Annotated in this window: 16 protein-coding genes, 1 tRNA gene and 5 pseudogenes; 15 read left to right on the plus strand and 7 right to left on the minus strand. The window is 56.6% G+C overall.

Features of this window, described 5'->3' with window-relative positions:
- Positions 1-11 precede the first annotated feature (11 nt).
- The 3 genes from ML_RS06890 to der are packed head-to-tail and all read left to right on the plus strand — an operon-like array spanning position 12 to position 2,808.
- Entirely contained in the window at positions 12-758 is a 747-nt protein-coding gene (locus ML_RS06890) for a pseudouridine synthase (protein ID WP_414085543.1), read from the plus strand.
- Complete coding sequence (cmk, locus tag ML_RS06895; protein ID WP_010908300.1) at positions 755-1,426, plus strand: (d)CMP kinase; 672 nt, start codon at positions 755-757, stop codon at positions 1,424-1,426. The genes ML_RS06890 and cmk overlap by 4 nt, the downstream gene beginning before the upstream one ends.
- Positions 1,423-2,808 carry a ribosome biogenesis GTPase Der gene (gene der / locus ML_RS06900; protein ID WP_041323845.1) on the plus strand — a complete coding sequence of 462 codons (1,386 nt, stop codon included), beginning with the start codon at positions 1,423-1,425 and terminating at the stop codon, positions 2,806-2,808. Before cmk ends, der begins: the two co-directional genes overlap by 4 nt.
- Before the next feature lie 251 nt (positions 2,809-3,059).
- On the opposite strand, the pseudogene ML_RS18955 reads toward der, so the two are convergent.
- A pseudogene (locus ML_RS18955) lies at positions 3,060-3,302 on the minus strand (DUF222 domain-containing protein); the annotation flags it as partial.
- A 300-nt stretch (positions 3,303-3,602) separates the two neighbouring features.
- A pseudogene (locus ML_RS18960) lies at positions 3,603-3,743 on the minus strand (hypothetical protein); the annotation flags it as partial.
- Between the two features lie 1,414 nt (positions 3,744-5,157).
- Here ML_RS18960 and ML_RS06910 point away from each other — a divergent pair.
- The 4 genes and pseudogenes from ML_RS06910 (at position 5,158) to ML_RS15835 (ending at position 8,769) form a co-directional block, all read left to right on the plus strand.
- Positions 5,158-5,328 (plus strand): hypothetical protein, encoded by a 171-nt coding sequence (locus tag ML_RS06910; RefSeq protein WP_156511863.1) that lies wholly within the window; start codon positions 5,158-5,160, stop codon positions 5,326-5,328.
- A 392-nt stretch (positions 5,329-5,720) separates the two neighbouring features.
- Positions 5,721-6,497, plus strand: a pseudogene (locus tag ML_RS18005) (IclR family transcriptional regulator).
- A gap of 1,418 nt (positions 6,498-7,915) precedes the next feature.
- Positions 7,916-7,989: transfer RNA gene (locus tag ML_RS06920), tRNA-Pro, on the plus strand.
- A gap of 612 nt (positions 7,990-8,601) precedes the next feature.
- Positions 8,602-8,769: a CoA transferase gene (locus tag ML_RS15835; protein ID WP_231846549.1), complete on the plus strand. Its 168-nt coding sequence runs from the start codon at positions 8,602-8,604 to the stop codon at positions 8,767-8,769.
- Between the two features lie 1,527 nt (positions 8,770-10,296).
- On the opposite strand, the gene ML_RS06930 is transcribed toward ML_RS15835, so the two are convergent.
- Together ML_RS06930 and ML_RS06935 are read right to left on the minus strand one after the other, a co-directional pair.
- A complete protein-coding gene (locus ML_RS06930) occupies positions 10,297-10,533 on the minus strand; it encodes a hypothetical protein (RefSeq protein ID WP_156511861.1) in 237 nt (78 codons plus the stop codon).
- A gap of 327 nt (positions 10,534-10,860) precedes the next feature.
- Positions 10,861-10,950, minus strand: a pseudogene (locus ML_RS06935) (nitroreductase/quinone reductase family protein); the annotation flags it as partial.
- Positions 10,951-11,079: 129 nt separating this feature from the next.
- Here ML_RS06935 and ML_RS06940 point away from each other — a divergent pair.
- The 7 genes from ML_RS06940 to ML_RS06955 all read left to right on the plus strand — a co-directional run bounded on the left by ML_RS06940 (position 11,080) and on the right by ML_RS06955 (position 15,183).
- Complete coding sequence (locus ML_RS06940; RefSeq protein ID WP_231846550.1) at positions 11,080-11,280, plus strand: hypothetical protein; 201 nt, start codon at positions 11,080-11,082, stop codon at positions 11,278-11,280.
- A 264-nt stretch (positions 11,281-11,544) separates the two neighbouring features.
- Positions 11,545-11,796 (plus strand): hypothetical protein, encoded by a 252-nt coding sequence (locus tag ML_RS15840; protein WP_231846551.1) that lies wholly within the window; start codon positions 11,545-11,547, stop codon positions 11,794-11,796.
- A gap of 53 nt (positions 11,797-11,849) precedes the next feature.
- Positions 11,850-12,020: a hypothetical protein gene (locus tag ML_RS15845; RefSeq protein ID WP_231846552.1), complete on the plus strand. Its 171-nt coding sequence runs from the start codon at positions 11,850-11,852 to the stop codon at positions 12,018-12,020.
- Between the two features lie 1,257 nt (positions 12,021-13,277).
- Entirely contained in the window at positions 13,278-13,436 is a 159-nt protein-coding gene (locus ML_RS17420) for a D-arabinono-1,4-lactone oxidase (protein WP_269147001.1), read from the plus strand.
- A 142-nt stretch (positions 13,437-13,578) separates the two neighbouring features.
- Positions 13,579-13,755 (plus strand): D-arabinono-1,4-lactone oxidase, encoded by a 177-nt coding sequence (locus tag ML_RS17425; protein ID WP_269147002.1) that lies wholly within the window; start codon positions 13,579-13,581, stop codon positions 13,753-13,755.
- Positions 13,756-13,763: 8 nt separating this feature from the next.
- Positions 13,764-13,916: a D-arabinono-1,4-lactone oxidase gene (locus ML_RS17430; protein WP_269147003.1), complete on the plus strand. Its 153-nt coding sequence runs from the start codon at positions 13,764-13,766 to the stop codon at positions 13,914-13,916.
- 703 nt (positions 13,917-14,619) lie between these two features.
- Positions 14,620-15,183, plus strand: a complete 564-nt coding sequence (locus ML_RS06955; protein ID WP_010908302.1) for a hypothetical protein — start codon at positions 14,620-14,622, stop codon at positions 15,181-15,183.
- 122 nt (positions 15,184-15,305) lie between these two features.
- Here ML_RS06955 and ML_RS15850 read toward each other — a convergent pair.
- Positions 15,306-16,056, minus strand: a pseudogene (locus ML_RS15850) (molybdopterin-binding protein); the annotation flags it as partial.
- A gap of 765 nt (positions 16,057-16,821) precedes the next feature.
- Between ML_RS15850 and ML_RS06960 the strand changes: the two are divergent.
- The gene (locus tag ML_RS06960) at positions 16,822-17,061 is read left to right on the plus strand and encodes a hypothetical protein (protein WP_041322752.1); all 240 of its coding nucleotides are present in this window, start codon (positions 16,822-16,824) and stop codon (positions 17,059-17,061) included.
- A gap of 708 nt (positions 17,062-17,769) precedes the next feature.
- Here ML_RS06960 and polA read toward each other — a convergent pair.
- Together polA and ML_RS06980 are read right to left on the minus strand one after the other, a co-directional pair.
- Positions 17,770-20,493 carry a DNA polymerase I gene (gene polA / locus ML_RS06970; protein WP_049769942.1) on the minus strand — a complete coding sequence of 908 codons (2,724 nt, stop codon included), beginning with the start codon at positions 20,491-20,493 and terminating at the stop codon, positions 17,770-17,772.
- Between the two features lie 877 nt (positions 20,494-21,370).
- A complete protein-coding gene (locus tag ML_RS06980) occupies positions 21,371-21,610 on the minus strand; it encodes a hypothetical protein (protein WP_049769756.1) in 240 nt (79 codons plus the stop codon).
- Between the last annotated feature and the right edge of the window lie 64 nt (positions 21,611-21,674).

The following is a 21,674-nucleotide window of genomic DNA, read 5'->3' on the forward strand; positions in this document are numbered from 1 at the left end:
ACGATTCTAGGATGGACCGGGGTGCTGGGGCGGTCCGTCTGCAAAAGATATTGTCCCGGGCTGGGATTGCGTCGCGGCGGGCCGCCGAGAAGCTAATCATCGAAGGCCGTGTCGAAGTGGACGGTCAGCTGGTGAGGGAGTTGGGTACCCGGGTCGACCCGGATGTCTCGGTAGTTCGGGTCGATGGGGTCAAGGTAGTGGTCGACGACTCGCTGGTGTATCTGGCGCTGAACAAGCCGCGCGGCATGTACTCGACCATGTCGGACGACCGCGGCCGGCCCTGTGTCGGTGATTTGATCGAGCGCCGGGTGCGGGGCAATAAGAAGCTGTTTCATGTAGGGCGGCTAGACGCCGATACCGAAGGGCTGATCTTGTTGACTAACGATGGCGAGTTAGCACACCGGTTGATGCATCCGTCCCATGAGGTGTCCAAGACGTATTTGGCGACGGTGAAAGGGGCGGTTCCGCGTGGGTTAGGTAAGAAGCTAAGCGTGGGACTTGAGTTGGACGACGGCCCGGCGCATGTCGATGATTTCGCGGTGGTAGACGCGATCCCAGGTAAGACGTTGGTGCGGTTGACGTTGCACGAAGGACGTAAGCGCATTGTACGTCGGCTACTGACAGCTGCAGGCTTCCCTGTAGAGATGCTGGTCCGCACCGATATCGGTGCGGTGTCGCTGGGAGATCAGCGTCCGGGCTGCCTTCGGGCTTTGCTCCGTGATGAGATCAGACAACTGTATAAAGAGGTGGGCCTGTGACCGATATTGTTGTCGCCATCGACGGACCGGCGGGGACCGGAAAATCTTCCGTGTCAAGGGGACTAGCGCGTGAGCTGGGGGCGCGCTACTTAGATACCGGGGCAATGTACCGTATGATGACATTGGCGGTGCTGCGCGCCGGAATTGATCCAGCAGATGCTGCAGCGATTGGGGAGAGTGTTTGGAAAGTGCAGATGCTCTCCGATCATGATCGTTATTTCCTTGGTGGAGAGGATGTTTCATCTGAGATACGGACTGAGGAGGTCACCCAGGCGGTGTCGGCGGTGTCGGCGATTCCTGCCGTGCGCGTCCGGCTTGTTGATCTGCAGCGACAGATGGCCGAAGGGCGAGGCAGTGTCGTTGTAGAGGGCCGCGATATTGGGACCGTTGTATTACCCGACGCTCCGGTGAAGATCTTTCTGACGGCATCGCCCGAAACCCGCGCGCGACGTCGCAACGACCAGAATGTCGCGTCAGGTTCGGCCGACGATTATGACCGCGTGTTGGCCGAAGTGCGCCGCCGCGACCATCTCGACTCCACCCGGGCGGTGTCGCCGTTGTATGTGGCTCAAGACGCCATGATTGTTGACACCAGCAAGATGGCTGAAGCCGAGGTGATCGCCCACCTAATGGACTTGGTGAAGCAGCGCAGTGGGGCGGTGTGGTGAGCCAGGATGGCACCTGGAGTGACGAAAGCGACTGGGAACTTGACGATTCGGATCTAGCCGAGTTCGGGCCGGTGGTGGCGGTGGTGGGCAGGCCTAATGTCGGCAAATCGACGTTGGTTAACCGAATTCTGGGCCGGCGCGAAGCGGTGGTGCAGGATGTTCCCGGGGTGACTCGCGACCGAGTCTCCTATGATGCAATGTGGACCGGACGTCGGTTCGTCGTACAGGACACCGGAGGATGGGAACCCGACGCCAAAGGCCTCAAACGGCTGGTGGCGGAGCAGGCGTCGGTGGCCATGCGCACCGCCGACGCGGTGATCCTTGTGGTTGACGTCGGTGTCGGGGCCACTGACGCCGACGAAGCCGCAGCTCGGATTTTGCTCCGCTCGGGTAAGCTGGTATTCTTAGCAGCCAACAAGGTGGACGGCGAAAAGGGCGAATCGGACGCGTCGGCATTGTGGTCGCTGGGACTGGGTGAGCCGCACGCAATCAGTGCGATGCATGGTCGCGGCGTAGCTGACCTGCTTGACAAGGTGCTGGCCGCACTGCCCAACGTGGCTGAATCGACGTCGCTTGACGGCGGTCTTCGGCGTGTGGCGCTCGTCGGCAAGCCCAATGTGGGCAAGAGTTCATTGCTGAACAAGTTGGCAGGTGACCAGCGTTCGGTAGTCCACGAGGCCGCAGGGACGACAGTAGACCCTGTGGACTCACTTATTGAAATGGGCGGCAGGGTCTGGCGTTTCGTCGACACCGCGGGTTTGCGTCGAAAAGTCGGTCAGGCAAGCGGGCACGAATTCTATGCTTCGGTGCGCACTCATGGGGCCATCGATTCGGCCGAAGTGGTGATCATGCTGATCGACGCATCGGAGCCGCTAACGGGACAAGATCAGCGGGTGCTCTCTATGGTTATCGATGCTGGTCGCGCGTTGGTGCTGGCCTTCAATAAGTGGGATCTAGTTGACGAAGATCGGTGCGATCTGCTGGAGCGCGAGATCGATCGTGAGCTGGTGCAGGTGCGTTGGGCGCAACGGGTCAATATCTCCGCCAAGACGGGCCGGGCGGTGCAGAAACTGGTGCCGGCGATGGAAAATTCGCTGGCGTCGTGGGATACCAGAATTGCGACCGGCCCGCTGAACATATGGATTAAGGCAGTGGTGGCGGCGACACCACCCCCGGTGCGCGGTGGCAAGCAGCCGCGCATACTATTCGCTACCCAGGCGACTGCTCGACCGCCGACGTTCGTGCTGTTCACGACTGGTTTTCTGGAAGCCTGCTACCGACGCTTCCTAGAACGTCGGCTACGTGAGACGTTTGGGTTTGAGGGCAGTCCGATCCGGATCAATGTGCGAGTGCGCGAAAAACGGGGACTCAAGCGCCGCTAACTGTGTTGCATCGTCGCTAGGCTGAGCCGTCATCCGGAAGTTAGTGCTCCGGATGGTGAAAGTCGTTGTTATCATATACCATTGGTGATCATGGAGAAGAAATTCACTCGGTCATTCCTTGTCATTACTTCTGCGAATTTGCCTGTACTCTAACCTATTTCGTGTAACCCATGATATGGAAGACAACAGAATGTCAACTTGGCCATGTTAGTCAGTCCGCTGACGGCTCACTCGTCCATGTAGTGATCGTCTCAGATACACAACAGAGCGCTGCGCAACCCGGAAACGTGCAGCCGCGATCTTGTGCTTAGAGTATCACGAGCTGATCCGGTGAAATGATTTCGTCGTGAACGTCCGAGATGCACTGGGCGGCTTTGATGGTCGTCAAACACGACCAGGTAGTGATAGGCATGTCTGATCATCCGGATGACGTCGCGTGTGGGCAACAGCGTACCGTTGCCGGTTACCGCGTGGCCAGCAGTTGAGGTCAATTCTGTGAGGGTAGTTAGACACGGTCACGATCACCGGCAAATCGTTGTGTGTACCGAATTTCGGGTTGCCTAGCTGGCACAGGACTAGGATATTGAGTGCGTCGTACTGACGCTGGGCATGGCTGCGCAGCTCCTTTCTCGCGGTTTCCTTGGTGGGGTTCGCCGCCAAAGCAGGCGGTTTGATCGTCGGGGTTTCATATACCCGACGCGGCGAATCGGGCCAACTAGGCGTCGAGGTTGGCGCGCTAGTCCAAGGCTTGCGATCAGCCTGCCTATGTTCATCCTGTCGTGGTGCTGAGCTGACTATACGACGCTGTGCTGTCGGGCTTGGTTGCTGTTCGAGAACTTGTCGTCGGGATTGATCAACAGCGCGCATCGGTTGAGCGACTTTTCTAGTTGATCGGTGCGCAGCTTCGACACTTGCTCGGCAAGGAAACGCTTGGCCCGGTCGACTAGTAGACTGGGACCACCTCGGGCAGGTTACGCATAAATGTCTAATTAACTGCAGGTGCTGTCCATACAACACGCTGGCTCGCCACGCCTGTGCCGTCGCCGGCAATTCCGGCGGCAAATTCTCGCCGGTCATAGTAAATTACGGAGTGAGTTACTCAGCGTCGTTTAGCCTGCGCCGGGCTTCGGCGTAGCTGATCCGTAAGCAGTTAGTGACCACTCTGTGGACAGTACCGTCCGACGGCGGTGAGATCATTTTTGTCCAGGCTTTGGACAATGTCGTGGCTGACTATCGTCTGTTGACATTGCCTCATCTCCAGATGCTCGAACACCCGCTAGCCGAAGTGCAGGTGCCAGGTTGTCCACGGTCAACTCGCGGATCGCCGTGACCGCTGCATCGATTGCTTTGCAGGCGGCAGTCACCTCGGTCGGTGTGACCGTACAGATCGAACGCATATACGAATAATCATCGAGACGGTGTGACGCGGCGCAGGCATTATCTGCAGGAAGCAAAAGCATTCACAGGCGGGTAATTTCTTAGTTGACAACCTGACGATTAGTTGTCAAGCGCGTCGGATATATGGCTGTCTTTCGACTTGTAGATCCGCTAAATCTTAGTTATATATTTTATATGTCTAATACTGCTCTACCATTGCGTGTCCCGAATGCTAAAGACCGTGTAGAGGGATTTGTGGAACAGCGCGACCTCGACGGCGCGGTTCAGTTTGTTTTGTAGGGAAGCTCGATATCGATCATGGGTGCCGTCGGTTGTTTTGGGCTACCAAGCTTAGGCTCTCTAGACGTCGTTGACGACATCGCTTGTGGTCCATCTGGCTAGCGGACAAACAGTGATCTTGAGGCTCAATTGCCACCTATACAGCAGACCGTCGCGCGGCTGGCCGAGTCAGTCCAGCTGTGTAACGCCGTTGAATAGAGACGAAAAACGAAAGGAAGAAATAGACCATGACTTTCACCTGGACTGTCAGTGGCAGCCGAAGCAAAATGCAGTTCTACGGCCTGGCGCACCCGTGGCGTCACGGTGTGCTGGTGTCGGTGTAATAAGCAAAGACGCCAAATTCGAGTGATTGCAGAACATAGTCAGGGGAATGGCCAGGGGACTAGTCTTGACCTAGAAAATCACTACGTCGCCGAGGATTCGGAGAAAGTCGCACCTGACATCTAGCCCGGCGACATCGTCATTTTCAACACCGGGAGACACCACATAAATACGTTGTATAGCGCCTTATGGTATATGGCTTTCATGCTATATCTATATCTATCGGGATTCTGGAAGGAAGCTGGTGAGTGTGGTTCGTAACCAAGGACGTCAAAGCGCTCGGTACTGACACCACGGTGTTGTATCACCCGATGGCTTACTTCGCTCGACCCACACTGTCTCGGCGAACACTTGGATGGTTTGTTTCCTTGGCCGGTGCACGAATACGAGGAAGAGGTCGGCCATAAGATGCTCGATGACTTCTCGGAGTGGGAGCTGGGCCACCGGGCGGTTTTGTCGAAGGCCATCTACGGCTTCGAGAACTTTGGTTGCGAGCTGGAAAAGGTCAGCGTCCGCGCGTAACCTTCGTGGTGTTCCCATGGTGCTGGGTTGGCGGTGACGGATTCATCGTGCGGCTAGCAAGGCCGCGGGGCCGGCCCACGTCGGTGTGAGCGTTGCCAAGACCGTTGTATCCGCCGGACCCATTGCGGCCGATGGCTAGTCTAGACAGTCCCAGGCTTCCGATCTCCTCGGAGGAGATCGTGAAGGCAGCGGCGGAGGCCTATCATGAAGGCGCTCCGCAGGTGCAGATCTATTTAACCGGAAGAATGGCTACCACGTCGATCATGTGCTCACGATGGTGCGCCAGCTTTTTCCCTGACACGAGCTGGCAAGTTAGCGCGGGACACGCGCCGCTGGCGTCGCATACGATCTGTTTTTGCGGAAGTCCTGCTGGGTCCGCTGGGAGATCTTCAATGAGTGTCAACGTCGAAGAACATGACACGGGCGGTATCCATGTGGATTACCCGCCCGGCCGAGACATTATTTATGGCTGCTAAAGGCTCATTTCAAAAGCCTCAACCAGGCTGTGATCGGCGGAACGGCTGGGCATGGCGCTTTCCACCGTGAGCCGGATTCTCAACGCCCTGCACGACGAAGGGTTGATGGTCCCAGGTACGGTCCGAGGGTGGTTTCGGCTTGGCTCGGAGATTGCGCGCAGAGTTCGCACGGTGCGACCGGTCCTGGTTATGGATCTGCATCCGTTTCTTGAGGAGCTGTGTTGCGAGCTGCAAGAAACGGTGGACCTGTCAATGCTCGACGGAGATCGTGCCAACTTCTTTGATCAGGTCATTGGGCCGCACCGTCTTCAGGCCAGCAGTGCGGTAGAAGAATCGTTCTCGCTGTACTGCTGCGCTAATGGCAAAGCGATTCTAGCCAGCCTGCCGCCTGTCCGACGGATTTAAGTGCTGCCCAGTCTACTCATTCGGCTCACCGCGAGCACCAGCACGACCTGGGCGGCGTTGCACAAGGAGCTCGACCGCATTCGAGTCTAAGTTCGTCGCCTATGGCCGCGAAGAACAAAGCGAAGACATCTGCGCAGTGGACGTGGCGCCGCAAAGGGCAACTGAGCAAATGGTGGCAGTCAGCGTGCCGGTTCTGACGCGACGGTTCTACGGATGAGAATCCGAACTTGCTCAGGCTCTGCTAGCGTGGATTGAAATAAAGTGAACTGCTGGTTCGAGTATATGTGAGATGTTTCTAAAAGTATTGCACAGCAGTCTGATTTACTGTTGGCATTTTAGCCGTAGATTGGAACCATGGACTCTGGCGTTTCTGTGCTGGTGGGGGAGTTAACCGGGGCATTGCTCGGAGTTGGTGAGTACATCTGAATTACGATGCGGTTTCATGGCGTAAACCTTGATCGGTGGTGGGTTGAGTTCTCGGCGATGATCGATCGGATCGCACTATGTTTCGCTCGTGATCAGCCGTTGCGACATGCCGGCGGACTCATGCTGGGTATGGTTATCTGTGCTGGACCGGAATTGCTGGACGATTGCCGAGCACCGAGGCGATGCCACCCTAGACGGGTTGCAGCACCTAACTGTTACGGGTGAAGTGGGACACTGAAGTGGCCCGCTATGATTTGCGCTACTCCGTTGTTGACGCCTTCAGCGATTCTGGTCGTTGACGAAACCGGGAACGTGAAAAGGGCATTCATTCGATCGGGGTGCAACATCAGTACACCGGCCCTTCTGGGTGCATCGAGAACGAGCAAGTCGTGGTCTATCCGATCTATGCCGCTTCGCGTGGACATGCCCTAATCGATCCTATCCTGACGATCATGGACCGAAGATCCCAGTCGCTGAGACAATGCCGCGATCCCCACCAACAAAAAGAGTTTCGTGACCAGACCTACTTCTGGCAGCAGCTTTGGTTGCTCGCGCTGTGCAGGCCAAGGTGCCCGTAGCTTGGGTGGCCGGCGACGAAGTCTATGGAGTCGACCCAAGCTGCGGGCTGCCATCCGCGGTCACGGTCTGGGCTAAAGTACTGGCCGTGGCAGCCAATCGGCGCGCGCCAACTGCAGCAGTTCCGATTTGCGTGGATTGACTCCCATCCCGGCTGCCCATCTGGGTTTGGCAGAAACACTCCGCCGGCACCGGCCAGTCACGGACATCGACTACTACTGCTGCTCAGACTAGAGCAGGCTTCAGCCTGAAGACGACACCGAGGGCCGTCATTTGCAGATACGCCACAACCATGCCACCGGCGAATTGTCCTAACTGAACTACTACATTGTACACCCCGCTCCGTTGAGTACAGCTGTACGCTGTAGCCAGTCAACGTTGGCGTATAGAGGAATCCTTTCAAGCCGCCAAATGACTCAGTTTGGTATTGACCAACACCAGTGACCACGATCTACGTATGCAGAACTAGGGATATTTGGTTATACAACATTGATCTGGTTAGTCTTGATGGTCAAGCTGTGCAGGGCCATCGGGTTGGTCCAAACTGGGGAGGCTGGTGTTCAGCGGAGACACGACCGGTGGGTATCTACTGTATATGTCCATCGTTGTTGTGGATCCGTGAGCTGTAGGTGGTAGTCGGGCTTGGGATTGATCGGCGGTAGGCTGACAGCCTACCGCCGATCAACCGGCGACACTTAGCACGACGGGCTGTGGCGCAGTTTGGTAGCGCACTTGACTGGGGGTCAAGTGGTCGCAGGTTCAAATCCTGTCAGCCCGACCGAAAGAAATAGGTGTTGAGCTGCTGTTCCTCTCTCGTCAGTTCACGAATGCCCTGTTCCGCTGATATCGATTTAGGGCCATGGCTCTGCGCAATCAGGGTACTAATAGTCAAGTGAGCCTTGCCGAGGATAGGGACCGTCGAGGCCTCTGTGTTTTCAGAAAGGCCTTTGGTGCGGCCAGAAATTGGTATCGAGCAATGATACAGTTTCAGCGATCTCAACCTGACTCCTTGATAAACGAGAAAGCGGAGAATGTCCTTTACCAAGGCGTTGTTGGTGACTCCATGCTCGCCGAAATTCCCGGTACCGAATTTCATGGTTTAGTTCAGAGGAACAATTATGAGGCGTTCCAGAAGTGAATGGCACATGATTTCTGGCCGCAGTGAATGCATAATTGCCACCAGCATCGATGTCGAACATCTGGATGGGCAGCACCATAAAGCGTTGCTCGGAGAATACGAACTGTGGTCGATCTGGAGACGTCTCGATACCAGCCCATGGTATCAACGAATTCGTCCACATCCTTTGCAGTAACTAGAATATCTAAAATAGTAAGAAATGCTGGTGACCGAGCAAGTTGGCGATGTCAGGCATATTCAGCGGTGTTCGGATTGTCGGACTGGGGCGCTGAGGTGATCAAAGTTGAAGGTGTTGGCTCCGGTGCTACCGGCATGGCGTTGGTTGTTGGCGTGTTTACCTGTGAGACGGCTCGAGTTGACGCCGACTTCATCCTGGAAGTTAGGCAACCGTGGACAACGCATTATCGCAATCGACATTAAATCCGAAATGGGTCCGGATTTGTTGGGTTGGTTGTTGGCCATTGCTGAGATGTGTTCCTGACGTATTGGCTGCCCAGCGCGCTTGAGTTGGTTCGGCTAAGCGTTTAGGACATCCGTGTGTTTATTGGCTTTGTTGGGTCTTTTCGGGAGGAATGAACGTCGTTGAGGATAAGCCCGATTAGGCTTCCGCAACGGTGCCGACCATTCTGTGATGCCCGGAACGTCCATGAAATATCCGATTGTCGGGAGGCATTTCGATCGTGACAATCACAGGATGCGCAATCAGAGCTTGTCTGACGGCATCCTACATTCTTTCCCCGCTGCGCGTGGATGATGCAGTGTCACATATGGCGGGGAGGACAAGCAGCTGGTCCGCTGATACTCGGTCGAGCCCAGGACTCACCAAGGTGGCGAAGCTTACCTGTGCCACTGTCAGCATCAGTAAGCAACCAGCGGTCCGCTGCGGGCCTTCGCTATCCGCGCCGTAGGCGCCGAGGAGGTACTGGCTGAGACCGTCGATCTGCGATTAGGCAGGATGAGGGATTGGCAGCTGGGCAGTTCAGCGTCGCCTACGAGCTTTGCCGCCAGTCCTGGTGTGGACGTGGGTTGGCGATCCGCGCTGTCGACCTGGCGTGGTCAGTACGCGGCAGAGCACGGTGGCGAGTACACGAGTACAGCAGTGGTGAAAGGTGGAGCCGGAGAACGCGGCATCCATCCGGGTCGCGCTACGGACCGACTTCACCCACGCCGGTCGACTCCGAGAATAGGACGGCACAGCCTTCGACCGCTAAGAGCGAGACCTCAGTCAAGGGGCGGGTTAGGCAGGATAACCTAAAAGGACGAGCTTGGGATCACACAAGACAGTATAAGACGCGCTGCAGGTGTTCCCTTGTAGGTGGATCGCTTAGGTTTATGGTGCCGATGATAGCCGGCTTTGCGATGACAAGGTAGCGTCTTCGCCTGTTACGTTCGATCCCATTACACGGGGCGCGGTCTAGGACGGCCGTTGATGCGGCGCGGAAGCGTTCCTCTTCGAACGGCACGGTGACGATTTGTTTGACCACCGACACATCAGCCGCGCTCTCGGAATCATCGTTCGCAAGCTGGCCCGGACAGCGTTGAGCAGTCTGCTGGACGGCAGCAGTCGGCTTTGAAAAGCGCTGCGCGACAAAGATCATTGGCAAGATGCACGATGACGAGGTGGACATCAACGAACACCTGGTGCGATGGCTGCTGAGTATCTGGTTCCCTCATTGAGCCGACCTGCCCCTTATTACTCCGGTCCGCTTCGCATAGACTGACAACGCCATGTACCGGCTCGGCGGACAACCTTGCTGCCCGGATTCCCGGGATCCACCGGGCTGTCGAGAGCCTGTGGACCGAACAGCACTGGTTGCCGCGGATCGCCCCGCACTTCCCGGTGCCCAGCCCCATCCCGGCGGGCCTGGGCACCCCGGCGGAGCGCTTCGGATAGCCCTAGCCAGCTGGCCGCTGGGTCGAAGGAGAGAACCCAGCGGCCAGCTGAACCTAATGGACTCCACCGGGATCGTCCAGAATCTCATCGCCTTCAATCACTGCCCGGCCCGCCATCGATCTCACCGTCGGGTCGCCCGCGCATCGGTGCGGGCCTCTGGCGATGCGAGACGAGGGGGTCCCCGCCGCACTGCCGGCCCTGGATGGGCTCATCAATGTCCGGGCGGCCACCTCTGCCTGGGAGGAGGTGCTACGGGTACCGGTGTACGCGGGCCGGCGATATGTTTCCACGGTAACCTATCCTCTTGACGGTCCGGGGGTGACTGACTGGCGTTATCGACTTCGATCTCATGGGCTTGGGAGACCCCAGCATCGATCTGAGTCTCGCATGGAGTTTTGCTACCTCCACTTGTGCGAAAGTAGTTTCGCACCTTGCTGGGGTCGATTACGACGCTTGGGTACGCGGTAGCGGCTGGGCACTGTCGAGTGCGCTCATCGCACTCCCGTGCTACAAGGACACCAACCTACGGCTAGCGGACAGCGCTCGCCAAGTCATCCGTGAAATCCTCGCCGACCGGCTAGCACGACAACAAGCCAGGACCACCCAGTATGCTGACGTCAGCAGCTCTGGTAATTGACGTAGTCTGGCCAGACCTCGACAGCGCGCTGCCACCAGGTGGCCTTCTCTTCGCCAAATACCTCACGCGCGTAGGCGAAAAGTCGATCCGGGTGGGTCCAAATTTGTGTTATCGGCCGCTGCAACGGAAAAATCTCGATGCCAGTGGGTGGTTCGACAGCCTAATGACATTCACCCTTCCCGAGACACTCTGGCTTGTGGTGCGCGGTTTCTCGAATCTGTTGTTCGCTTACCCGACGCTCGATCGAGCGACACTGCGCGAGTGCGATGGGATCACCGCCAACGACTCGCACTGGGCGCCGATCGCATGCTCGAAGTGCTCGCCACTGCACACACCGGAACGCGTGCGCGCTGGCGGCGGAGACCGCGCGACGGCCGATGCTCACGCTGGTGGTGAATGAGGTCTATTTCCGCCACACAAAGGCCAGCGAATTGTGGGAGTGGTTCGATTGTCTGCATCTGATTCGGGGCACGCAGACCGGTGACACTGTGCCGACGTATCGTGTTGAGGGCCGCACATTATTTCTGATGCGGAATGTGTTTTCTCTTATACAAATTTCCCGCCGATATAATATAGATATATGTAGTGGAGCAAGTTCTCATCCGGATGCCTATCGGACAGATACGGCGCGGTCCAGCAGTATAATCTAGGGCGTGCAAGAGGAGTGGCCACGACCGCAAACACCGCATTGCCAACAGAGCTGGACACGATGCGCGAAGTTGCGGAGGCGTTCGTGCCGATCGAGCGCGCCGCTGGTCAGCCGCAGCCTGTCAGGTGGGTCGTCAAGCACTTAAGTGTGGCGAGCGCACACAATGCGCACGTAGAGGAAGCACCATTCTACGATGGCTACCCTCGACTGCACGCAAAACTGACAGCGTTCGGGGTGGCGGTCAGCGTAGCGGGCTTGCTGAGTTGACGTTTCAGGCCAGGCGTCCTTGGTGGGCCTGGGTGCCGGACTGGCGATCGCCGATGACTGTTCTAACGGGGACGAGGGTGGTACGCAGGACACTGCAGAAGCCTCGGACAACGTGGAACGTGGTGGCCGAGGTTGGCGATCTCAACGGTACACGGACGATTGTGGTGTGTGCTCATCACGACGCGGCGCATAACGGCAAGTTTTTTGTGGCCGACTTTCAATAGGTAATAATCGATCGCTTCCCCGGGATTGTTGAGCGCATCGACACTTTGCTGACCAACCGGCGGCCTGCTGTCTTCGGCGCGCTGCGGGGCAGTCGTAAAATGATAGTCACCGACGCCATAATGGGCGCAATCACAATTGCACTGTTAGTCAACATCGTTAGCAGCCCAATTGTCTCGGGCGCTAACGGATAACTGCTCTGCCATTGTTCTGCTAGTCGCGTTGGCCGAACTGCTGCGCGATCGGCCAGCATGCGGTGGGCGAGTACTGCTAGTTTAACCGAGTACTGCTAGTTTAACTGGGCGCAGAGGAACAGTTGCAAGGCGGCATGTGCGGCTTCATGGCTCGTCACAAATCCGAGTTTGAATGCGACCAAACGTACTTTCTGAATTTCGGCACGATCGGCGTGCTGGGAGCTGATCATGCTCGAGGGCACCACAACTTGGAAGACTACTACCCCCGACGGTTCCATGATCCGGTGGTACGGGCCAACATGCTGCTACACAGAAGCATATGAGCGTGCAACGGCAAAGACACCGTGCTTATGAGTTGTACAGGTTATTCAACCCCGCGTGCTTCTTATCCATCTATCGCTATAATAATACCCTATTAAGGTATTCTCGAATTATCGCCAGATCTCCAATACATCTGATAGCCTGGTCTACGAGACCGTGATGTACGTGTTCACTCTTGTTGAAGCGGTGATGTGTGGAGTGGGCGTCAGTGTGGGGAAACTGTGCCGATGAGCAATTCTGTGCAACGTCGGCGATTGTGTGGACGACCTCGGAGCGGAGGCTGGACTGATTGAGGCGGTTGTGCGGGCAGAGTTAGCGTGGTGAATCAGTACGGGCACTAGGCATTGGGTCACCGACTGTGCGCTCACCGACGCAGTGATGGCCGACATGACCATTCTTACAGCAGGTCATTAGCTGCAGACCCCGCAAACTGGTTTGGTGACGATTGAGGTTTGGTGCGTAGTTGCATACATAGTCTAAGGTCTGCAGCTGGCTGTGCACGGACGCGGGGTGGAGAACCAGAGTGATATTCGATGCCCAGTCGATCATCAGCGCTACTGCGATCGCGACGCATGGGTCCGGAGTACGTTTTCCGAACTTGTTGGCGCGGATCGTTGCGGTGCGACACGTTACCGTAACCGGTGACGTGTAAATTTTAGACGGAAGGCTCAAACGCTGGTGCCTAGCTAGGCGCGGGTGTCGCTGAGTGCGTTAGGGATAATCTCGCAAGTCACCGTCCAAGCGGTGCCGCTCTACACTCTAAATCGCCGTGACGAACGACGTACGCTAACCAATATCCTGGAAAACCTCGACGAACATGTCTATGGCAATGACCACTTTGGATTTTCTGTATTTCCTTATTTTGACACGGCTTTGACGAGAATCTACCCGATGCACCGATGAATCGCCCACGAGCAGGTGGAAAATGGGCGACGGGGCATGATTTTCCGTACTGGGGCACCACTTTCTCCGTACCGCCCCGACTCTTAATCGCCTTATGAAGAAGGTGATCTCGAATTTCACCGTCCAGGACTAAGCCTACAAGGTGTACGCGATCGAGTGGAAGGTCAAGTTCACCGAGATGAAATATTCGATCCCTTACGGGCACATACGCGTAGCGATCCAGCAGATCGTCGACCTTGTGCGCCGTCACAACTTGCCGATCATGTTCCCGCTCGAGGTGCGCTTAGCGGTGTCTGACGATGTCTTTACTATCTATTGAGCATAGGCGTGACAGACTGCTACTTCGGTGTCCATCAGTACACCGTGATGGAATTCGAGACCTATTTTCGTGTCATCGAGACAATCATGGATGAATATGCCGGCCGGCCACGTTGGGGCAAGCGTCACTATCAGAACTCCGGTACGTTGCTCGAGCGGTAGACCGGATGGCACTTTTTCACCGGCATCCGCGACCGCCTCTACCCTGACGGCATCTTTATTAACGACTACACCCGGCGCGTGCTGGAGCTCTGATGCCAAGCGATAACCTAAAAATCTGAAATGCTTATTTCACTGTCGATTACTCGATGAATATTCGTCTTCAGCATCTATATCAACATGATTACAATCATATAATAATGTGGTCGCTGCTTTGGAACAATGAAGACGATGCACAAATCATGGCACAGTATGCAAGAGCCGACTGTGATCGTGAACTGTGCTTTTTCGCAACCTGATTGATCTCTGTTTGGGTAGTTGGCGCCGGCCATTATCACTGTCGCGCAGGCCTCAAGATCCATGTCGATCTGCAAATGCTCGAAAGATCGTCACAGCGCAACCGTTATTCTGTGGGCCGCAGCTGGCGTGGAACGGTGGGTGACCGCAGTTGATGCTGTTGCCCTAGCGATATCCCGGATCGACGGGGTTTGTTCATCGCCGAGTCAGGTAGACAGCCGCCTGATTTTGGGCACGGAGCGCGCGGCTCAGTGGATTTGTGCACTTACATGAGACGGTAAACACCTTCCAATTCTGGCTACGCTTGGCCGGCGGGCGCCCGACGTACTAAGGGCACAGTCGAGGCCAGATTGTCTGTGACGCGAGCAGATCAACGGTTGTTTTGGCAGGTGACGTACGGTGTTTTCCTATGCAAAATTACGACTATCTCACCTACGAAGAGTTCGGTCGCAAATTCTTCGAGGTCGCCGTCACACCGGCCCGGGTCGCCGCTGCATTCGCCGACATTGCGGGCAACGAGTTCTCAATGGAGCCGATTGGTCAGGGTCCTGGCAAGATCGCCAAGGTCAGCGCCAAGGTCAAGCTCAGAGAGCCTCGGGTCACGCGGCACCTAGGCGACAACATCACGTTTGTCATTCGTATTCCGCTTTCGATCGATCTACTCGTCGACCTTCGGCTCGATAAGCAGCGTTTTACCGTCGCCGGCGACATCGCGTTGCGAGCAACTGCACGTGCCGCCAAGCCGCTGCTCCTCATGGTCAACGTTGAGAAACCGTTGCCGTCCGATATCACTGTCAACGTGTCGTCTAAGTCCATCCGTGGCGAAGTGTTACGCATGCTTGCGGGCATTGACGATGAGATCCGGCGATTCGTCGCACAGTACGTCACTGCCGAAATCGACTCCCCTCAATCTCAAGCCGCACAAGTTATCGATGTAACCCACCAGTTAGAAGCCACCTGGGCCGACCCCTAGGAGCCAAGTGTACGGAAACACCTACTAAACTCTACTACACTAGTAGAAAAGAGCAGTTTAGCATAGACACTCGTTGGTCCGCTAGAAGCCTGACATAGCACGAAATACTAGTGGTTTTTGTTTTAGTCACCGTAACCGCTACCGATATCGGAATAGTCGACGACGAGCTCGGTCCCTTTGATCCACTTCATTAGTTTGAGTTTGAAGCCGTACCACAATTCATCACGCAGGCGCAGCAGCTTGCCGTACAACTAGGGCGAGATGCTGGTCGTTTATGCTGTAGGTTGGCATCGTCATATAATGGCCCATCTGACCCGATGTGGTGCGTGTTGTAGTAAATGCCCCCGATCGCTCCAATGCCCATCGAATAGAACACTACACAATTCTCCTAGGGTAGCGGTTTGATAATTTCCGTTATTATATTAACTGCACATCAAACTATTTAGCGATGGCAGAACGAGATTGGATTCAAAAGTGCTGGCTGATCTGATCAGCGGTAAGGCAGCTTCTTCAAGGTGTCGAACGAGAACTCCGTAGAGTGTTCGACGAGAACGTAGACCTTCAGCTGCTAATCACGAAAGTCTTTTTCTCCAAATCCTTGCACTCGACGGTCTCCGCTAGGAGTCTATTGCGGCAGTGGTTGCGGTGAAATGTCTTTTTAGTGAAGGAACCAGGCTTCGGGTTGTCCTGTTCCAGTGGCTGCTGGAACAGGACAACTAGTACATATCCGACCCGCTGCACTACACGGGGATGGCCAATGGTCAACAGGATAGCACAAACCCAGGTGATCGCCTTCACTGCCCTCGCCGTAGCGAAAATTCAGAAACCCATCTAGCTGTTGTCGTCGCGGGCTGCGAACATATGGCTGAGGTTTTCAGCTGGTGGATCAGGCATCGCCTACTCGGCGGTGAAGGTTAAAATTTTTGCTGCAGAATCGAATTAATGGTTATCGGCATTGTCGGTGTACCGTTTCACCAAATCACTGAGGACCGCTCGGTCGAATATGTGAAAGTCTTTACTGATCGCGCAAGTTCCGCAGAGACTAACGACAACCGCTGCGTGCAGAACGACAGAGTGTCTTTAGCATTTTAGATATCGGTGGTCGGCGGCATTGCCAACACGATTCGGCCGGCGCCCTGATCAATCAGGGTGCCGGCGCGCTCACTCAGCATCGATCGTGGTGCTCTTGTGTCTCAGCGACACTTCAAGCTGTGCCGGATCGCTGCTTGCAAACCGATGCCACCTGGTGTATCCACCGGATCAGTGACACGAGTTGCGGAGCGGTGACGTCGAGCAGTTGGCAGCCGTTGCCCAACCGTCAGGCTCGACGCACGGTCGCCTGGGGTGTGTACACCGATATGAACCAAAAGATATTCGCCAGCAATTGGTTTCAGGTAGCACATGGTATCCTCGAAGCTGAAGAATTCGCCATGTTATGATCCCTTTTGGGGGCTGGTGGGCCCTACACTGTCCGCAAAACAACCAAATGTTTGCCAGCCCCTAGATTATCCAACTCTAGCGTCACAGATCTTGAGCTCTTTCTTAATTCAGCCCATGCCCATGAACAACTTTGGAGTCTAGCATAGCTAGAGTCTGCTGCCTGAGAGCGCATCAACCGTGGCGGCACGGTTAGCGAGTATGACGGTAGGGTGGTTGGGTAGTGCCAACCCTAAAGCGGCCACCCTCGGGATCGCGATGCTGCCGCAGTTCCTACCGGGCAGCGAGGCGGCACTTACGACGCTTTTCGTGCTGCCGACCATTCAGTGCGTGATCGACATCGTGTGGTGTTTGGGGTCTAGGATAGACTCGATCGTTCTTACCCGAGCTGACTATGATTTCATCTGCCAGGCGCGAAGTGCGATTCTAGGCGGTGACTGAAATCATTGCTCAGTGAGCCGTCTTGGCCATGGGGGCGTGAAGTATCGCGTTGACAGCCGTCCGCTGCTATCGGGTAAAGCCGCGCCCGGCCAGTAACCAGTAACTTGTCCGTTTAGACTTCAAGGTGTCGTCGTGATGGTCATTTGGTGGTTATTTTTTGCTGGTTTGGTTTGGGTGGTGTTGTGGTGGGCTGGTGGGGTGTGGGTGGTTGATCTGCGCTAGAAGGTTGCCGTATGTGCCGCCGACGGCCGGATCATCGATGCACTGTTCACTAACACGATACTGCTGCACCCGGCGGCATGCCTGCTTGCTGGCTGAGGGCCGGTCAACAAGCCGCCGACACCGATACCAGCGGCAGAAATGGTGCAAGGGATAACATCAGGTGCGAATAGTTATACCGTGCACGGGGACGTGCCTGTTCAGGTGCGGCCACATTGACCACGCCGACACCTCAAGGCCATGACATGCACACTAAAACGCCCCTACCCCGCGGCGCTAACAACTATCCTCACACTCACGCCTGCATCGATATCGCCTTCAGCACAGCCCAGGTGCCCAGCCCCTGGCATCATCAACATGTAGACCAAGCAGCACCCACCACCGACATGCTTACGTGCGCCGCGCTAATCGTGTCCACTGCGGCAAAGCACACGAAGCCTCATCGAAAGCAGGCAGTCAGCCACCCACCAACAAAAACCCCGCAACACCTTAATGCGCAGCAGCACCCCACGAGCGGCCAAAGCCAACACTTACTTCCAGCGGCACGTCCAAGGGGTAGGCACTGCCCATCTGCTCGCGCACCATGGCCTCGATCTGCTCGCGCTCACCGATCGCGACTTCGAACAGCAATTCATCGTGTACCTGTAGCAGCATTCGCGACGCCAGCTTCGCCTGTTTGAGCGACTTGTCAACCGCGATCATTGCCACCTTAATGATGTCGGCCGCACTGCCCTGGATCGGCGCGTTGAGCGCTGCCCGCTCTGCCGCCTCCCGTATCTGGCGATTACTGCTGTCTAGCTCGGGCAGGTAACGTCGACGGCCTAACACCGTCGAGGTGTATCCATCCTTGCGTGCCTGCTCGACGACATCCATCAGGTAGTCGCGCACCCCGCCGAATCGAGCGAAGTATTGCTCCATCTGCAGCTTCGCCTCCTCAGTGGAAATTTTCAGCTGCGTAGCTAACCCGTATGCGCTTAGCCCGTAGGCCAGCCCGTAGGACATCGCCTTGACCCGGCGCCGCAATTCGGGGGTGATATCCTCGATAGGTATACCGAATGCCCGCGAGGCCACAAACGAGTGCAGGTCTTCCCCAGTGTGGAAGGCCTCGATGAGCCCCTCATCCCGGGATAGGTGTGCCATGATCCGCATCTCGATTTGGCTGTAATCGGCGGTCATCAGTTCGGTGTAGCCGTTATTTTCCGAACCAACGACGAAAGCGTCCCGGATCTGCCGGCCGGCATTGGTGCGGATTGGAATGTTCTGCAGGTTGGGTTCTGTCGAGGACAGTCGACCGGTCGTCGCAATCGTCTGGTTGAATGTGGTATGAATCCGGCCATCTGCGGCGACCGCGTTCAGCAACCCGTCGACGGTGACTTTGAGTCGGGTGACGTCCCGGTGAGTGAGCAGATGCTGCAGAAATGGGTGCTCCGTTTTGCAGAACAGGGACTGCAAAGCATCGGCGTCAGTAGTGTAGCCGGTCTTGGTCCTTTTGGTCTTCGGCATGCCTAGTTCTTCGAACAACACGACCTGCAGTTGCTTGGGTGAGCTCAGATTGATCTGCTTGCCGATTACGGCGTAGGCGGCCTCAGCGGCGTCTCGGATCTGATCGCCGAATTGGCTCTGCAACTCGGTGAGCAACCGCAAATCGGCCGCAATACCCGCTTTCTCCATGTCAGCCAGCACCTGTTGGACCGGCAGCTCCATCTCACCTAGTAGTGAGGTAGAATCGATGAGATCCAGCTCAGCGTCCAACGCAGCGGCGAGGTCTACCACCGCCCGGGCCCGCAGTATCAGAGTCTGGATGGCTTGCTTGTCCACTTCGTCGACGTTGTCAAGCAACGAAAACTGTTCCTGCTCAGGTGTTTCTGCTCGCAGCTCGCGACGCAGGTAACGGAGTGAGAGATCGTCAAGAGTGAAGCTGCGTTGCCCCGGCCTCACCAAGTAGGCCGCCAACGCGGTATCGGACGTGATGCCGCCTAGCGTCCAACCGCGACCAGCGAGATCATGCATGGCCAGCTTCGCCTCATGCAGCGCTTTGGGGTTGTCGGGATCGGCCAACCAAGCCGCCAGCGCGTCGTCGTCGTCGGGAGTCAACATCGCGGTGTCGATGTAGCCGCCGTTACCGTCGGCGGCGGCTACAGCTAGCGCAGTGGCGTCTCCGCCGTGCGGCAGATGTGTACCGACGATCGCTAGCCCAGACCTGCGTCCGTCATCGGCGTGCTTAGCCAGCCACCGCCCGACCGTGCCGGACTCCAGCAAACCGCCGCGGACGTCAAACCCCTCGTCGACTTCGGGTACACGCTCTCCAGCGGCGGCCAAAGCCTCAAACAACCGGTCACGTAACACCCGGAACTCTAGGTTGTCGAAGAGCCGGTGAATTCGGTCGCGATCCCACGGCTGCAGCCGCAGCGTGTCCGAGGTTTGCACCAACGGCACATCTTTGACAAGCTCTGTGAGCTCTCGGTTGCGCACCACGCTGGCTAGATGCGTCCGCAACGCTTCGCCCACCTTGCCGCGGACCGACTCGACATTGTCGACCAGCCCTTGTAGCGAACCGTAATCGACGATCCACTTGGCGGCGGTCTTTTCCCCCACGCCGGGAATACCGGGCAGATTGTCGCTGGGATCGCCACGTAGCGCCGCTAAGTCGGGGTACTGCGCCGGCGTCACCCCGTACTTCTCGATAACAGCCTCTGGTGTGAAGCGGGTGAGTTCGCTAACGCCTTTACGAGGATAGAGCACCGTCACGTCGTTGCTGACCAGCTGAAGTGCGTCGCGGTCACCGGTGACCACCAGCACACGGTAACCCTCGTTTTCGGCTTGAGTAGCCAACGTCGCGATGAGGTCGTCAGCCTCGAATCCAGCCTCAGCGAACACCGTGATACCCAGCGCACCTAAGACTTCCTTAGTGATGTCGATCTGGCCGTGGAACTCAGCGGGGATTGATGACCGATTAGCCTTGTATCCCGCATAGCACTCGGAGCGAAACGTTTTCCGCGATACATCGAACGCCGCAGCGATATGCGTTGGAGCCTCCTCACGCAGCAAGTTGATCAGCATGGCGGTGAAGCCGTACACCGCGTTGGTGGTGAGGCCACCGCGGGTCTTGAAATTCTCTGTTGGCAGTGCGTAAAATGCGCGAAATGCCAGCGAATTGCCGTCCAGCAGCATCAGCATTGGCTTGGTGTGGTCTTCGCAGACTTCAGCGGTCATTGCTGCACTCACGGCTCATACTCTAGGGTCTCGTGTTTGTGTCTGTGGCGGTGAGTTGTTCGGTTGGTTTCATAGGTGGTGGGTGAAATGGCTGTTTTTGCGTTTTATGACTGGCCGATATGTTCGGTAGTCGTGGGGGGCAGCCCGGAATCCTGTTGACGTGTTTTGCTGTGTTGCGGGGTTTTTGTTGGTGGGTGGCTGACTGCCTGCTTTCGATGAGGCTTCGTGTGCTTTGCCGCAGTGGACACGATTAGCGCGGCGCACGTAAGCATGTCGGTGGTGGGTGCTGCTTGGTCTACATGTTGATGATGCCAGGGGCTGGGCACCTGGGCTGTGCTGAAGGCGATATCGATGCAGGCGTGAGTGTGAGGATAGTTGTTAGCGCCGCGGGGTAGGGGCGTTTTAGTGTGCATGTCATGGCCTTGAGGTGTCGGCGTGGTCAATGTGGCCGCACCTGAACAGGCACGTCCCCGTGCACGGTATAACTATTCGCACCTGATGTTATCCCTTGCACCATTTCTGCCGCTGGTATCGGTGTCGGCGGCTTGTTGACCGGCCCTCAGCCAGCAAGCAGGCATGCCGCCGGGTGCAGCAGTATCGTGTTAGTGAACAGTGCATCGATGATCCGGCCGTCGGCGGCACATACGGCAACCTTCTAGCGCAGATCAACCACCCACACCCCACCAGCCCACCACAACACCACCCAAACCAAACCAGCAAAAAATAACCACCAAATGACCATCACGACGACACCTTGAAGTCTAAACGGACAAGTTACTGGTTACTGGCCGGGCGCGGCTTTACCCGATAGCAGCGGACGGCTGTCAACGCGATACTTCACGCCCCCATGGCCAAGACGGCTCACTGAGCAATGATTTCAGTCACCGCCTAGAATCGCACTTCGCGCCTGGCAGATGAAATCATAGTCAGCTCGGGTAAGAACGATCGAGTCTATCCTAGACCCCAAACACCACACGATGTCGATCACGCACTGAATGGTCGGCAGCACGAAAAGCGTCGTAAGTGCCGCCTCGCTGCCCGGTAGGAACTGCGGCAGCATCGCGATCCCGAGGGTGGCCGCTTTAGGGTTGGCGGTGATCGAAACTAACTCACGCACGCGATGTTGTAGCCGACGTCCTGCCTCGAGGCGCGACGCGATAGGGACCTCGATATAGAGATAT

Origin of the sequence: Mycobacterium leprae TN (assembly GCF_000195855.1) — a bacterium.
GTDB classification, from domain to species: domain Bacteria; phylum Actinomycetota; class Actinomycetes; order Mycobacteriales; family Mycobacteriaceae; genus Mycobacterium; species Mycobacterium leprae.